The organism is Aeromicrobium sp. Leaf289, from assembly GCF_001423335.1.
Taxonomy (GTDB): Bacteria; Actinomycetota; Actinomycetes; order Propionibacteriales; family Nocardioidaceae; genus Aeromicrobium.
Map to the genome: position 1 here is coordinate 1 of NZ_LMNK01000003.1, position 14,371 is coordinate 14,371.

At 71.1% G+C, this 14,371-nt stretch carries 13 protein-coding genes; 11 read left to right on the forward strand and 2 right to left on the reverse strand.

Going from position 1 to position 14,371, the window contains the following annotated elements; translation table 11 throughout:
• The first annotated feature begins 208 nt into the window (after positions 1 to 208).
• From ASF37_RS11040 to ASF37_RS11065, 6 genes are all read left to right on the forward strand, one after another.
• On the forward strand, positions 209 to 598 hold the full coding sequence (locus ASF37_RS11040; protein WP_055968638.1) for a hypothetical protein: 390 nt from the start codon (positions 209 to 211) through the stop codon (positions 596 to 598).
• A 13-nt stretch (positions 599 to 611) separates the two neighbouring features.
• Positions 612 to 1,247, forward strand: a complete 636-nt coding sequence (locus tag ASF37_RS11045) for a hypothetical protein (protein ID WP_055968640.1) — start codon at positions 612 to 614, stop codon at positions 1,245 to 1,247.
• Between the two features lie 3 nt (positions 1,248 to 1,250).
• A complete protein-coding gene (locus ASF37_RS11050; protein WP_056552159.1) occupies positions 1,251 to 1,670 on the forward strand; it encodes a DUF3592 domain-containing protein in 420 nt (139 codons plus the stop codon).
• 22 nt (positions 1,671 to 1,692) lie between these two features.
• Positions 1,693 to 2,970, forward strand: a complete 1,278-nt coding sequence (locus ASF37_RS11055) for a hypothetical protein (protein WP_055968644.1) — start codon at positions 1,693 to 1,695, stop codon at positions 2,968 to 2,970.
• A 134-nt stretch (positions 2,971 to 3,104) separates the two neighbouring features.
• A complete protein-coding gene (locus tag ASF37_RS11060) occupies positions 3,105 to 4,418 on the forward strand; it encodes a hypothetical protein (protein ID WP_055968646.1) in 1,314 nt (437 codons plus the stop codon).
• Positions 4,419 to 4,611: 193 nt separating this feature from the next.
• Positions 4,612 to 5,931 carry a hypothetical protein gene (locus tag ASF37_RS11065; RefSeq protein ID WP_056580606.1) on the forward strand — a complete coding sequence of 440 codons (1,320 nt, stop codon included), beginning with the start codon at positions 4,612 to 4,614 and terminating at the stop codon, positions 5,929 to 5,931.
• A 65-nt stretch (positions 5,932 to 5,996) separates the two neighbouring features.
• On the opposite strand, the gene ASF37_RS11070 is transcribed toward ASF37_RS11065, so the two are convergent.
• The gene (locus ASF37_RS11070) at positions 5,997 to 7,385 is read right to left on the reverse strand and encodes a wax ester/triacylglycerol synthase family O-acyltransferase (RefSeq protein WP_082480457.1); all 1,389 of its coding nucleotides are present in this window, start codon (positions 7,383 to 7,385) and stop codon (positions 5,997 to 5,999) included.
• A gap of 113 nt (positions 7,386 to 7,498) precedes the next feature.
• Here ASF37_RS11070 and ASF37_RS11075 point away from each other — a divergent pair, with 113 nt between their 5' ends.
• The 5 genes from ASF37_RS11075 (at position 7,499) to fdhD (ending at position 12,783) form a co-directional block, all read left to right on the forward strand.
• Positions 7,499 to 8,596 (forward strand): alpha/beta hydrolase, encoded by a 1,098-nt coding sequence (locus tag ASF37_RS11075; protein ID WP_156364641.1) that lies wholly within the window; start codon positions 7,499 to 7,501, stop codon positions 8,594 to 8,596.
• A gap of 86 nt (positions 8,597 to 8,682) precedes the next feature.
• Positions 8,683 to 11,124 carry an FdhF/YdeP family oxidoreductase gene (locus ASF37_RS11080; protein WP_369797018.1) on the forward strand — a complete coding sequence of 814 codons (2,442 nt, stop codon included), beginning with the start codon at positions 8,683 to 8,685 and terminating at the stop codon, positions 11,122 to 11,124.
• Positions 11,121 to 11,696: a molybdenum cofactor guanylyltransferase gene (locus ASF37_RS11085; RefSeq protein WP_056580610.1), complete on the forward strand. Its 576-nt coding sequence runs from the start codon at positions 11,121 to 11,123 to the stop codon at positions 11,694 to 11,696. The genes ASF37_RS11080 and ASF37_RS11085 overlap by 4 nt, the downstream gene beginning before the upstream one ends.
• On the forward strand, positions 11,693 to 11,962 hold the full coding sequence (locus tag ASF37_RS11090) for a DUF6457 domain-containing protein (RefSeq protein ID WP_082480458.1): 270 nt from the start codon (positions 11,693 to 11,695) through the stop codon (positions 11,960 to 11,962). The genes ASF37_RS11085 and ASF37_RS11090 overlap by 4 nt, the downstream gene beginning before the upstream one ends.
• Entirely contained in the window at positions 11,959 to 12,783 is an 825-nt protein-coding gene (gene fdhD / locus ASF37_RS11095; RefSeq protein WP_055968656.1) for a formate dehydrogenase accessory sulfurtransferase FdhD, read from the forward strand. Before ASF37_RS11090 ends, fdhD begins: the two co-directional genes overlap by 4 nt.
• A gap of 24 nt (positions 12,784 to 12,807) precedes the next feature.
• On the opposite strand, the gene ASF37_RS11100 is transcribed toward fdhD, so the two are convergent.
• Positions 12,808 to 14,337 carry an OFA family MFS transporter gene (locus ASF37_RS11100; RefSeq protein ID WP_056580612.1) on the reverse strand — a complete coding sequence of 510 codons (1,530 nt, stop codon included), beginning with the start codon at positions 14,335 to 14,337 and terminating at the stop codon, positions 12,808 to 12,810.
• Between the last annotated feature and the right edge of the window lie 34 nt (positions 14,338 to 14,371).

Genomic DNA, 14,371 nt, shown 5'->3' on the forward strand with positions numbered 1-14,371 from the left:
CCGCCCTGCTCGTCGGCGCCATCGTCGCCGCCATCAACCCCGGCGAGATCACCGGCAAGATCCAGGAGAAGATCTCCGAGATCCTCAACGCCGGCTGACACCAGCCCATCGGGACGGGGAGAGCGCGGCAGCTGCCGGCTCTCCCCTCCTGACGTCCCTCTCGCCACGACCACGACCCTGCGGGGTCGCCCTCTTCCTAGGAGCCACCATGCGACCGATGATCGTCCTCGGCACTGCCTTGACGGCCGGTGTCCTGACCATGGTCGCCGCGGTCATCGCAGGTGTGGTCGCCGTCGACCAGGCCTCGGTCACCAGCGGCGTCATCACGCGCAGCTTCCTCGTCATCGCCGCGCTCGCCGTGACGGCCTTCATCTGGTGGACCCGCATGCGCCCCGACGACGCCCCCGAAGGTCTGTTCCTGGGCCTCGTCATCGGCTGGGTCTTCAACTTCTCCAGCTGGGCTGGGGCGTCGTTCGCCGGGCAGCTCGTCAGCGACCTCCCTCTGGCGGCCGCGCTCGTCGACCTCGTCCTGTGGGCCGGTGTCGCCTTCCTCCTCGTGCTCGCGCTGAGCCGCACCAGCGGCAACGCGGTGCGATGAGACGATGAGTCCCATGAACCTCCGACTCGCTGCCGCACTCGTCGCGACCGCCTTCGCCCTGAGCGCCTGCTCGGGCTCCGACTCCGACTCCGAGGGAACCGCCACCGTGCCCGACGACCAGGTCATCCAGCCCGCCGACGGCACGCCGTCCGGTTTCACCGAGACGGACCTGGGCGCCGTCAGCATCGCCGTTCCCTCGGACTGGGACAAGCAGCCCGAGGCCCAGCCCGCCGACAACATCACGTCCACCGTCTGGCGCGGCCAGGTCCAGGACGGCATCGCCACCGGCGGCGTCGACGTCCGGGTCATCACCGACCCGCAGCAGCCGGCCGACAAGGCGGCCCAGGCCCTCGCCATCTCGGCCATGGCCACGCTCGGCGGACGCAACATCGAGCCGCAGGAGATCGTCTGGCCGAAGGCCTCGAGCGCCTACTTCCTCGAGTACGAGGCTCAGGCGCCGATCCCCACCGCCTCTCCGTCGGCCTCCGCCTCGCCCGCCGTGACGCCCGAGCTGGCCACGCGCACGCTGGTCCTCGACCTGGCGGACGGCACCCAGGTGCAGGTCACCGCGTTGTCCGCGGACTCCGAGGACGTACCCGCCGAGGTCCTGTCGACCGTCGTCGTCAAGGCCGAGGCCTCCAAGGGCTGACCCGTGTCCGATGCCGCGCTCGCGCCCGTCCTCGCCGCAGGGATCCCGGCACTGCTCGGGACCGTGTTCCTGACGATCGGCATCGTCCGCACCCGGATGATGCGCGGGTGGACACGGACGACGGGGGTGGTCGTCGATCGGCGGACGGGCCGCGCCGACCGCGGCACGACCTCCATCTACCCCACCTTCCAGTGGCAGGACCAGCACGGCGAGGTGCACCAGCACACCTCATCGGTCAAGCAGTCACTCGGGCCCTCGCCCGGGACGGCCGTGCCCGTCCTCTACGACCCCCAGCGACCCTCGCGGGGCGCCATCGACACGTTCGTCCAGGGTGGCCGGATCTTCGTCTACATCGGAGCCGGGCTGCTGGTCGTCGCCCTCGTCGCACTGGTCCTCGTCTCCAGCATCGTCATCTCCCTCTGATCCCCACGGACAGGTCTCACCCATGTTGCTCTCGCCCCGACGCCCCGACCGCGGTCAAGGCTCCCTCGAGATGGTCGGCGTCATCATCCTCGCGTCGATCCTCGTCCTCGCCACCACGGGCGCGATCGTGCAGACCAGCCCACAGCTCAAGTCGGAGGTCTCGTACCGGATCTGCCAGATCCTGAACTTCGCCGGCGGCGGCAGCTGCGAGGCGCCCGGGGAGGCCGAGGTGCCCAGCCCGGAGGACCGGCTGCCCGACGACCCGTGCCTGGCCGGCTCGACGAGCACGGAGGCGAGCGTGGGCGGCTCGTTCACGTTCTTCACCGGCAACGCGGGCAAGAAGTACATGGTCGAGGAGATGTCGGACGGCTCGTTCAAGGTGACCGAGGTCGACTCCGGGGGCCTGGGGGTGACGGCGGGCGTCGGCGCCGAGAACACGGTGACGATCGACGGCGTCGACTACGGCTACGGTGCGTCCGCCGACGCCTCGGCCCTCCTGGCCGGCGAGAAGGGCAACACCTGGTACGCCAAGGACCAGGACGAGCTCGACGACCTGATGAGCACCATGACCAAGGGCAAGGTCGTCGACGCGGTCGCGCCCAAGAAGATCCTCGGGCTCGTGCCCAACCCGATCAACAGCGTCGCGAAGGACCTCGTCGGCGGCGACCTGCCCGATCCGGACGAGCAGTTCATCGAGGGCGGCATCGAGGGCGAGGCCGGGGCCTCCGCCACCGCGATCGTGGCGGGCGCCGGGGCGGACGTCTCGCTGGGCGGCTACCTCGGAGGCAAGAAGACGCCTGACGGCTACACCGCCTACTACCGGACCGAGCTCGAGGGCAGTGCGTTCGGCACCCTCCTCGTCGCCGAGGGCCAGCTCAACGGCAAGGTCGACGGCCTCATCGAGATCAACACGGACTCGAGCGGCAAGCCCACGTCGGTCAAGGTCACCTCCGGCATCGCCGGCAAGGCGGACATCCAGTACACGACCGAGGGCGACGCGGACCAGTACACCGAGGTCACCGTCGAGATCCCGCTCACTGGTGACGTCACGGAGGACGCTCGCGTCCTCGCGATGCTCGGCAACCCGCTGACCGCGGACGACTTCGTCCGGGAGGCGCAGGAACGCGGCACGGTCACGCGCAGCGTCTTCGAGGACGACTCGAACACCTACGGCTACAGCGGCGAGGCCGGTCTGGGCCCCAAGATCGGCATCGACATCTCCGGCGACCTGACCACGCGCGACCTCCAGGAGGCGCAGTACTGGGACGGCACCCGCATGGCCGACCGGCCGGACTGCTGACGGGTGGGTCGCGGGCGCCGATCTGGGTCCACCTAGGGCCCGTACCGGGCCCACGGGCCCGGGTGTGACAGGGCAGGAGGTCCCTATCCTGGCGTTGCTCCTCTCCCCCCAACACCACTCGACAGGTCGTCACCATGTTCCTCAAGCGGCGCTCCGAGCGCGGTCAGGGCTCACTCGAGCTGGTCGGCGTGATCGTCCTGGCCTCGATCCTCGTGCTGGCCACCACCGGCACGATCGTGCAGACCAGCCCTCAGCTCAAGGCCGAGGTGTCCTACCGGATCTGCCAGATCCTCAACATCGCCGGCGGCGGCGACTGCGAGGCCCCGGACGCCCCCCGGTCCCCCGAGGACCGACTGCCGGACGAGCCGTGCGTCGTGGGATCCCAGCAGGGCAGCGTCGAGGTGACGGGTGCGTTCGTCGTCTCCGTGACGGCGGGCAAGCAGCTGCTCATCGAGGAGCTCTCCGACGGGACGTTCCGCGTGACCGAGGTCGACCTCGGCAAGGTGGGCATCGGTGTCGGGCCGGGACTCGACGTGAGCGTGACTCTCGACGGCAAGAAGTACGGCGCCGTGGCCATCGCCACGGCCGACGCGATCCTCGCCGGCCAGACCGGACGCACGTGGAACGCCGACGACCAGGGAGAGGTCGACGACATCCTCAACGGCCTCATCGCCGAGGAGGTGCTCGACACGGTCGCTCCCGACCTGCCCGGCCCGAAGGACATCCCGATCGTCGGCGGTCTTCCCGGCATCCGCGACATCGGCGGTCCGCCGAACCCCACCCGCGCGATCCTCGAGCAGATCATCGGCGACCTGCCCGAGCCCGACGAGGAGTTCGTCGAGGGCGGGCTCGAGGGCAACGCCGGAGCCTCGATCTCGGGCATCACCGCCGGCGCGGGCGGCGAGGTCAACCTCGGCGTGTACCTCGGCGCCAAGAAGACGAAGGACGGCTACACGGCCTACTACAAGGGCAAGGTCGGCGGCAGCGTCTTCGCCACCGCCGGTCTCGACGACGCGTCGGCAGGAGCCTCGGGCGAGGCGCTGTTCGCGGTCAACCTCGACAAGGACGGCAAGCCCGAGAGCGTCACGCTCACCACGGGCTACACGCTGGCCGCCGAGACGGGCGACCTCGGCTCCAACACCGACGACCAGAAGTACGTCGAGACCCAGATGAACGTCCCCCTGACGGGCAACGCGCTCGAGGACGCCCAGATCCTGGCCGAGATGACCAACCCGGCCATGCTGCAGAGCTTCATCGACCGGGCCAAGGAGGACGGCACGATCACCCGGAACACCTACTCCCAGGACCCGAACACCTATGGGCTCACGATCGGAGGGTCCCTCATCGGCGACTACGGCGGATCGGTGAAGGGCGACTTCACGACCCGCGAGCTCGAGGACTCCCAGTACTGGGACGGCAACGCGCTCGTGGACCGCCCCGACTGCTGAGCCTCGAAGCACGGCACCCGCGACGGCGGCGTCCTTCCCGCAGAGGGAGGGGCGCCGTCGTCGCGCCGCGCGGGGCCCTCGTGGGCTGGGCCCTCGATGGGACCCGGCGGGGTCCCAGGGCCCGGGCGCCCGAGTCGCCGGGCTTCCTACGCTCGCGGCACCCCCCCCGGATCTCACCTGACAGGCCCTCGACATGTTCCTTCGCACCCGCCGCTCCGAGCGCGGCCAAGGCTCCCTCGAGATCGTCGGCGTCATCGTGCTCGCCTCGATCCTCGTGCTCGCGACCACGGGCACGATCGTCCAGACCAGCCCGCAGCTCAAGGCCGAGGTGTCCTACCGGATCTGCCAGATCCTCAACATCGCCGGCGGCGGTGACTGCGAGCCGCCGCGCGAGACCCCCACACCCGAGGAGCGCATCCCCGACGCCCCGTGCGTGGTGGGCTCGGACAAGGGCAGCGTCAAGGTCACCGGGTCCTTCATCGTGACCGTCGCCGTCGGCAAGGAGCTGCTCGTCGAGGAGCTGTCCGACGGGACGTACCGCGTCTCCGAGGTCGACCTCGGCAAGGTCGGGATCGGCGTGGGGCCCGGCATCGACGTCAGCGTGACCCTCGACGGCAAGAAGTACGGCGCCGTCGCCTCGGCCACCGCCGAGGCCCTCCTCGCCGGGCGGACCGGTCGGACCTGGTACGCCGACGACGAGGCGGGGGTCGACGACATCCTCAACGGGCTCCTGGCCGACCAGATCAAGGACTCCGTCGCCCCCGAGATCCCCGGTCCGGCCGACGTCCCGGGCATCAACAAGATCCCCATCCTGGGCGACATCGAGGGCCCGCCCAACCCGCTGAACAGCCTGCTCGACCAGTTCGTCGACGGCGTGCCCGACGCCGACGAGGAGTTCGTGGAGGGTGGCATCGAGGGCAACGCGTCGGCCTCGGCGTCGAACATCGTCGTCGGCGCCGGGGTGCGGGTCGAGGCCGGCGCCTACCTCGGCGCGAAGACCACCCCCGACGGCTACGTGGCCTACTACCGCAGCTCCGTCAAGGGTGACGCCTTCGGCACCTTCACCGGGGTCGACGCCTCGGCCACGGCATCGGGCGACGGTCTCTACGCACTCAACATGGACGAGGACGGCAAGCCCGAGAGCGTCACGCTCACCATGGGCGTGTCCTACGGCGCCGACGCCGGCGACATCGCCTCCAACTCCGACGACCAGACCTACAAGGAGTACCAGGCCACCGTGCCGCTGACGGGCGACCCGCTCCAGGACGCCCCGATCCTGGCGGCTCTGACGGGCAACCCGCTGGCGACGAGCAACTTCATCAACGCCGCCCGCGACTTCGGCACGATGACGGAGAACACCTACTCCCAGGACCCGAACACCTACGGCATCAACATCAGCGGCGAGCTGCTGGGCGAGATCGGCGGCTCCGCGGAGGTGGACTTCACCAACCGCGAGCTCACGGACTCGAAGTACTGGGACGGCTCCCAGTTCGTCGACCGCCCGGACTGCTGACCCGGACCGGACCGGTCACCCGCCGACGGGCCGTCCTCCCCGAGACCCGGGAGGACGGCCCCCGGTCAGCCCCAGGCCGTCTCGAGCTCGGCGAGCGACGTCTCGAGGTGGGTGAGCAGACGCTGCAGGTGCGGCACGCTGCGTCGGCACCCGATGATGCCGAAGTCCAGGTAGCGGTCCCGGCTGCACAGCGTCACGTTGACGGCCTGCCCGTCCAGCACGATCGAGACCGGGTACATGCCGTCGAGCTTGGCGCCGTTGTAGTACATCGGGCTCGTCGGCCCGGGCACGTTGGAGATCACGACGTTGAACGGCGGGTGCGTGTACCGGACGAAGCCGGGCACGGGCGTGAGGGCCAACGGCGCCATCTGCAGGGCGGAGAAGGCGAGGATCTGCGTCGGGGACAGGCCACCGAGGATCTTCTTGGCCCGCTTGGACGAGTAGGCGATCTCCTCCAGGCGGGTCGCACCGTTCTCGACGTCGGTGGCCAGGTTCACCACGATCACGCCGACCGAGTTGCCGGTCGCCTCCTCGGTCGACCCGGCCGACTCGGCCCGCAGCGCCAGGGAGACGGGAACCATGGCGGTCATCGGGTCGTCGGGCAGGGCGTTCTGCTCGAGCAGGTACTCCCTGAGCGCACCGGCCACCATCGCCAGCACGACGTCGTTGAGCGTGGTGGCGGAGGACTTGGCGACCCGCTTGATCCGTTCGATCTCCCACGACTGGGCCGCGAACCGACGTGCACCGCCCACCGGACCGTTGAGGATGGTCTTGGGCGCTCGCGGCAGGGTGACGTCGCCCTCGCGGACGATCTGGTTGACGATCCGCATCGAGGCCGGCAGGAGCCCGGCCACGTCCTCGGCCACCGCCAGGCCGCCCCGGAGCACGCCGAGGGGGTCGGGCAGCCGTCGGGACACCTCCGTGGTCGGCCGCTGCCGGGACGGGAGGGCCCACGGCGGCACGCAGTCGCGCCGCTCCGGGTCCTCGCTGAGGGAGCGCTGCATGAGCCGCAGCGCCGAGACGCCGTCGACCATCGAGTGGTGGACCTTGCTGTACACGGCGAACCGGCCGTCCTGCAGGCCCTCGACCACGTGCGTCTCCCACAGCGGGCGGTGCCGGTCCAGGAGCGACCCGTGCCAGCGTGACGTGAGCTGGAGCAGCTCGCGGATCCGCCCCGGCGGCGGGACCGCCGAGTGACGGACGTGGTACTCCAGGTCGATGACGTCGTCCTGCGCCCACCACGTCTGGCCCACGAGGCCGACGGGCTCGGCAGGCCTCTTGCGGAACGTCGGCGAGATGTGGTCGACCGAGCGGAACCCCTCGACGAGGTCGCGCACGAACTCCGGGCCGGCGCCCTCCGGGGGCTGGAACAGCTGCAGCCCACCGACGTGCATGGGGTGCTCACGGGACTCCGCCAGCAGGAACATCGAGTCCGTGGGGGGCATGAAGGGCATGCGATCAATCTCCTGCGGCAGAGGAAGGGCTGCCGCTAAGGTAACGACCTCGTGTGGCGCAGGTCACCGGGTGTGACATATTCGTGAACACTGCATGACGACGGGAGAGTCACATGGGGAGCACCACGGATCGCCGATCCGCTCGAGCCGGGGCCGTGGGCCACCTGTCGTTGGCGGCCGAGGCTCGGTTCGTCGAGGGCGCGAGCCTGCAGTCCCAGGTCCTCGGTCTGGGCCTGCGGCACACGGTCCGCCCGCTCCTCGACCTGTGGACGCGCCTGCCGTTCGACCTCTTCCCGCCCAACCTGCTGGAGCACGCCGCTCGGCTTCTGCCGGTGCAGGAGGGGACGAGCTGGCGCACGGTCGACCTCGCGCGCTGCGGCAGCGAGCTGGTGCTCGCGCGGGACGTGCGCGACATCCACGGCGGCAACCCCAAGGTGATCCTGTACTTCCACGGCGGCGCGTTCCTCACCTGCGGGCTGAACACGCACCGCCGACTCGTCTCGCGCATCTCTGACGCGTCCGGCCAGCCGGTGCTCAACGTCGGCTACCGCCAGATGCCCTACGAGCCGATCGCCGAGTCGGTCGCCGACGGCGTCGACGCGTTCCGCTGGCTGCTCGACCAGGGCTACCGTGCCGAGGACGTCACCATCACCGGCGACTCCGCCGGCGGCTACCTGGCCTTCAGCGTGGCTCGCGCCGTGCTCGACGCCGGTCTGGGCCGCCCCGCGGGCGTGGTGGCCATCTCGCCCCTGCTCGACGTCGACGCCACCCGCAAGCGCCAGCACCGCAACGCCGACCGCTGCCAGACCTTCCCGCTGCGTGCCCTCGAGAAGTTCACCGAGGTCTCGCTGCGCATGGACACGCGCCGCGGCATCCACGGACAGCGGACCTGCCCGGTCGACATGCCCCTCGAGGACATGCCACCGGCCCTCATCCAGATCGGGTCCCGCGAGATCCTGCTCGCCGACGCCGAGCACATGGCCGCACGGCTGGTGCAGGCCGGCGTTCCCGTCGACCTGCAGGTCTGGGACCGCCAGGTGCACGTCTTCCAGGCTGCCGCGTCGTGGGTGCCGGAGGCACGGGCGGCGATCGAGGAGATCGGCGACTTCGTCACCGGCCTCAGCGCGCAGCAGGCTCAGGCCCCGGAGCAGGACACCGTCGCCGCGCCTCGGCGACGCAGCAGCCGGCGCACCGGCGTCGCCGCCGTCTGAGCGGCGCCCTCCCCACACGCGAGGCGGCTCCGACCCCGAGCGGGTACGGTCGAAGGTGACCGCCGCCACGCATCGGGAGGACCACCGTGAGCACTTCTTCGTCCACGCCGCACGCACCCGGAGCAGGTGACGCGCAGGTCGTCGCGGGCTTCGGCGTCCAGGACGAGAGCGGCCTGGAGGTCCACGCCCCCAAGGACGCCGCCGCCGGCGTCACGGCCGTCCGGGTCTCGATGGAGCGCGCCCTGTCCCACATGGGGCCGAAGCGCACCGGGCAGACCCTGCTCAAGCTCAACCAGGCCGACGGCTTCGACTGCATGTCGTGCGCCTGGCCCGACCCCGACCCCGACGAGCGCCACGCCGCGGAGTTCTGCGAGAACGGCGCCAAGGCCGTCGCCGAGGAGGCCACCCGGGCCCGGGCCACGCCGGAGTTCTTCGCCCGGCACTCCATCGCCGACCTCGACGCCCACGACGAGTACTGGCTCGGCCAGCAGGGCCGGATCACCCACCCCATGGTCAAGCGACCGGGCGGCACGCACTACGAGCAGATCGGCTGGGACGACGCGTTCGCGCTCGTCGCGCAGCACCTGACGGGACTCGACTCCCCCGACGAGGCGATCTTCTACACGTCCGGCCGCGCGTCGAACGAGTCCGCCTTCGTGTACCAGCTGTTCATCCGTGCCTTCGGCACGAACAACCTGCCCGACTGCTCGAACATGTGCCACGAGTCGACCAGCGTGGCGCTCGCCGAGTCCATCGGCATCGGCAAGGGCAGCGTCAGCCTGCGCGACATCTACGACGCCGAGCTCATCGTCATCGCCGGCCAGAACCCGGGCACGAACCACCCGCGCATGCTGTCGGCGCTGGAGATCGCCAAGCGACGTGGCGCCAAGATCATCTCGATCAACCCGCTCCGCGAGGCCGGCCTGGTCAACTTCCGCAACCCGCAGAAGCCGCGCGGCGTCGTGGGTCGCGGCACGCCGATCGCCGACCTGCACCTGCCGATCCGCATCAACGGCGACCTTGCCCTCTTCCAGGCCATCGGCCACCTGCTCGAGCAGTGGGGGGCGGTCGACAGCGCCTTCGTCGAGCAGTACACCGCCGGCTACGACGCCTGGGCCGAGCACGTCCGCGCGCTGGACTGGGACGTCGTCGCCGCCGCGACCGGTCTGTCGCGGGAGCAGATCGAGGAGGCGGCGCGCATGATCGCCGACTCCGACGCCACCATCTACTGCTGGGCCATGGGTCTCACGCAGCACCGCAACGCCGTGGCGACCATCAAGGAGGTCGTCAACCTCGCGCTGGTGCGCGGCGACATCGGCAAGCGAGGTGCGGGCGTCTGCCCCGTGCGAGGTCACTCCAACGTGCAGGGCGACCGCACGATGGGCATCTGGGAGAAGGCACCCGACCACTTCCTCGACGCGCTCCAGGCCGAGTTCGGCTTCGACCCGCCCCGCGAGCACGGCTACGACACCGTCGATGCCGTCCGCGCGCTGCGTGACGGCAAGGCGAGGGTGTTCATGGGCCTGGGGGGCAACTTCGTCCACGCGGTCTCCGACACCGACGTCGCCGCCGAGGCGCTGCGCAAGGCCGAGCTGACCGTGCACGTGTCGACGAAGATCAACCGGTCCCACCTCACGCACGGCGAGACCGCCCTCATCCTGCCGACCCTGGGGCGCACGGAGATCGACGTGCGTGCGTCGGGTCCTCAGTTCGTGACCGTCGAGGACTCCATGTCGTCGGTGCACGCCTCGCGCGGCCCCCTCGAGCCGGCGAGCCCCGAGCTGCGCTCGGAGACCGCGATCGTCTGCGGCATCGCCCGGGCCACGCTGCGCCAGGACGACGGGAGCGACGTGCACGGCATCGACTGGGACGCGATGGCCGAGGACTACGGCATCATCCGCGGACACATCTCACGCGTCGTGCCGGGCTGCGAGGACTACGAGCGCAAGGTGGACCGGCCGGGCGGCTTCGTGCTCCCCCACCCGCCCCGGGACTCGCGCACGTTCCGCACCACGAGCGGCAAGGGCGAGATCGCGGTGTCGCCGATCGAGGTGCTCCACGTGCCCGACGGCCACCTGCTGCTGCAGACCCTGCGCAGCCACGACCAGTTCAACACCACGATCTACGGGCTCAGCGACCGTTACCGCGGCATCGAGGACGCGCGCCGCGTGGTCATGGTGCACCCCGACGACGTGGCCGCGCTCGGGTGGAACGAGGGCGACGTCGTCGACCTCGTCACTCACTGGGAGGACGACGACGTCGACCGCGTGGCGCCCGGGTTCCGCATCGTCTCCTACGACACCCCGCGCGGCACGGCGGCGGCCTACTACCCGGAGACCAACCCGTTGGTGCCGCTCGACTCGGTGGCCGAGCACAGCAACACCCCGACCTCGAAGTCCGTGGTCATCCGGCTCGTCCCTCCCTCGGCGACACGTGACGGCGAGGGCGCGGACGGCACGCAGGACGCGACCGAGAGCGACACCGAGCACCGGTCCCGTCCCAACCCGGAGCCCTTGCACCTCTCGTGACGGGCGCACCGAGGTCCGCCGTCGGGGCGGTCGTGCTGGCCGGTGGCACCAGTCGGCGGTGGGACGGGACCGACAAGACGCGCGCCGTGGTCGACGGACGGTCCCTGCTGGACCACGCGCTCGCCGCCCTGCCGACGGAGGCGGCCGTGGTGGTCGTCGGCCCGGAGCGGCCCACGCCGCGACCCGTGCGGTGGACCCGCGAGGAGCCGGCCGGCGCCGGTCCTGCGGCCGGCCTCCAGGCCGGGCTGCGGGCTCTGCACGACGACCTCCCCGTGGTGGTGCTGGCGGCCGACCTGCCCCGCGCGGCCGCGCTCGTCGACACCTTGCTCTCTGCCCCGCTCGGCGGGGGCGCGCGTGTCCTCGCCGACGAGAGCGGCCGGGCGCACTGGACGTCGGCCCTGCTCTCCCCCGACGCCGCACGCACCGTGAGGGACCTTCCCGACCTCGCGGACGCGTCGCTGCACAGCGTGTTCGCACACCTCGACGTGACCCTTGCGCCCGCACCGGCGGGAGCGACCCACGACCTCGACACCCCCGACGACCTCAGGACCCTCCAGGAGGACCGACCGTGAGCGACCGCGACGAGACGATGCAGACCTGGTGGCACGCTCTGTGCGCCGAGCTGGGCGTGGACGACCCCGGGACCGACGTGACGCAGGTGCTGGACCTGGCGGCTGTCGCCGCGCACGCCGTCGTGCGTCCCGCCGCGCCCCTGACGACCTTCCTCGTCGGGTACGCCGCCGGCCTGGCCGGTGGTGGCACCGACGCGGTGCAGCGTGCGACGGATCGGGCCGCGGCCCTCGCGGAGGTCTCGGCGACGACCGAGGACCCGGCATGACCAAGCCCGTGCAGCGCCGCCGGATCCTGCGGGTGGAGGTGGGCGTGGGCGCCACGCCCCGCCACGACTCCCTCGCGGCCGAGGAGCCGCTCGAGATCCGCGTGGGTGGCACGTCGTTCGCCGTCACCATGCGCACGCCCGGCCACGACTTCGACCTCGTCGCCGGCTTCCTCGTCTCCGAGGGTGTCGTCACGAGCCCGGCCGACCTGCGCACGATGATCTACTGCGCGCCGGACCTCGACGAGAACACCTACAACGTCATCGATGTGGGCGTCACCGGTGCCGGCGGGGTCGTGGCGGCCAGCCGCGAGCGGAACGTCTACACGTCCAGCTCGTGCGGGGTGTGCGGGCTCGCCTCCATCGACGCCGTGGCCACGACCTCCGCCTTCGACGTGTCGGCCGACGCCGTGCGGGTCGAGGCGAAGGTGCTCGGCGCCCTTCCCGACCTGCTGCGCGACCAGCAGGCGGTGTTCGAGCGCACGGGTGGGCTGCACGCGGCCGGACTCTTCTCGTCCACCGGCGAGGCCCTCGCGGTGCGCGAGGACGTGGGGCGCCACAACGCCGTCGACAAGGTGGTCGGCCAGGCGCTCCGCGAGGATCGCCTGCCCCTGACCGGCTCGGTGCTGCAGGTGTCGGGCCGGGCGTCGTTCGAGCTCGTGCAGAAGGCCGCGATGGCCGGCGTCCCCGTGCTGGCCGCGGTGAGTGCACCCTCCTCGCTCGCCGTCGACCTCGCGGACCGGCTCGGCGTGACCCTCGTCGGCTTCTCCCGTGGCACGACGTTCAACGTGTACACCCACCCCGAGCGCGTCGTCGTCGACTGACACGCTCGGTGCGGGTGCACCGGGTCAGAACAGCGCCGCTGCCTTGACCACCGTCTCGTACACGCCGTAGGCCAGCGGCACCCCGACCACGAGCCAGGCCACGACGGCCAGCGGCGTGACGCCCTCGGCCGTCGTGTCGTCAGCGGCCGGGGCCGTCGCCGCGGCCGGGTCGGTCGGCTCCGTGCGGCTGCCCTCGTCCTTGGGCTCGTGGAACCGCGAGGCGACCGGGCGCACGAGCAGGTTGGCCACGAAGCCCACCACCAGCACGCCGACCATGGTGAGCAGCGCCGGGCGGTAGTCGGCCGCAGTCAAGGCGCCCGGCTCGCCCCGCGCGTCGAGGAACCCGTTGATGATGAGCGGGCCTGCCACGCCGGCCGCCGACCACGCGGTGAGCAGGCGCCCATGGATGGCACCCACCTGGAACGTGCCGAAGAGGTCGCGCAGGTAGGCCGGGATCGTGGCGAACCCGCCGCCGTAGAAGCTGAGGATGCCGCCGGCCAGGACGACGAACAGCACCGTCGAGGTCGACCCACCGAGTGCCAGCGTCGCGTAGAGCACGATGCCCAGACCGAGGTAGAGCATGTAGATGTTCTTGCGCCCCACGACGTCGGACGTGGACGACCAGATGAACCGACCGGCCATGTTGCACAGCGAGAGGAAGCCGACGAAGCCCGCGGCCGCAGCAGCAGCCACGCTCGACTCCTCGCCCTCGCGGAAGAAGTCCTGGATCATCGGCGCGGCCTGCTCGAGGATGCCGATGCCCGCGGTGACGTTGCAGAACAGGACGATCCACAGCAGCCAGAACTGCGGCGTGCGGACCGCGTTGTTCGCCGACACGCTCTCGGTGGTGACGAGGGCCTTCTTCTTCACGGTGGACGGGTCGAAGCCCCGCGGGACCCACCCGTCGGCCGGGACCTTCACCAGCCAGGCCCCGAAGAGCATGACGACCAGGTAGCCCAGGCCGAGCGTCACGAACAGCAGGGCCACCGCCCGCCCCGACGCGATGCCGGACGCGGTGTCGTAGGCCGAGTCGTACCAGCCGAGGAGCGTGCTGGACACAGGGCTCGCGATCATCGCGCCGCCACCGAAGCCCATGATCGCCATTCCGGTGGCCAGGCCCGGGCGGTCCGGGAACCACTTGATGAGCGTGGAGACCGGCGAGATGTAGCCGATGCCCAGGCCGATGCCGCCGAGCACGCCGTACCCGAGGTAGAGCAGCCACAGCTGGCTGGTCGCGATGCCGAGCGCCCCCACCAGGAATCCCGCCGACCAGCAGGTCGCGGCGGCGACCATGGCGCGACGGGGACCGCCGGAGTCGACCCAGGTGCCGAACACGGCCGCCGAGACGCCGAGCATGACGATCGCGATCGAGAAGACGATGCCGATCGCGGTGAGGCTGGTGTCGAAGTGCTGCACGAGCGAGGCCTTGTAGACGCTCGTCGCGTAGACCTGCCCGATGCACAGGTGCACCGCCAGGGCAGCCGGTGGGATCAGCCACCGGTTGAATCCGGGTCCGGCGACGGTGCGCTCGCGGTCGAGGAAGTGCGTGGACATGGTCCCCCTAGGTCGATCTCACGGGCGCGGCGGC

Coding starts and splice junctions, on each gene's coding strand:
- ASF37_RS11040 (WP_055968638.1), top strand. CDS start 209: ATGCGACCGATGATCGTCCTCGGCACTGCCTTGACGGCCGGTGTCCTG.
- ASF37_RS11045 (WP_055968640.1), top strand. CDS start 612: ATGAACCTCCGACTCGCTGCCGCACTCGTCGCGACCGCCTTCGCCCTG.
- ASF37_RS11055 (WP_055968644.1), top strand. CDS start 1,693: ATGTTGCTCTCGCCCCGACGCCCCGACCGCGGTCAAGGCTCCCTCGAG.
- ASF37_RS11060 (WP_055968646.1), top strand. CDS start 3,105: ATGTTCCTCAAGCGGCGCTCCGAGCGCGGTCAGGGCTCACTCGAGCTG.
- ASF37_RS11065 (WP_056580606.1), top strand. CDS start 4,612: ATGTTCCTTCGCACCCGCCGCTCCGAGCGCGGCCAAGGCTCCCTCGAG.
- ASF37_RS11070 (WP_082480457.1), bottom strand. CDS start 7,385: ATGCCCTTCATGCCCCCCACGGACTCGATGTTCCTGCTGGCGGAGTCC.
- ASF37_RS11075 (WP_156364641.1), top strand. CDS start 7,499: ATGGGGAGCACCACGGATCGCCGATCCGCTCGAGCCGGGGCCGTGGGC.
- fdhD (WP_055968656.1), top strand. CDS start 11,959: ATGACCAAGCCCGTGCAGCGCCGCCGGATCCTGCGGGTGGAGGTGGGC.
- ASF37_RS11100 (WP_056580612.1), bottom strand. CDS start 14,337: ATGTCCACGCACTTCCTCGACCGCGAGCGCACCGTCGCCGGACCCGGA.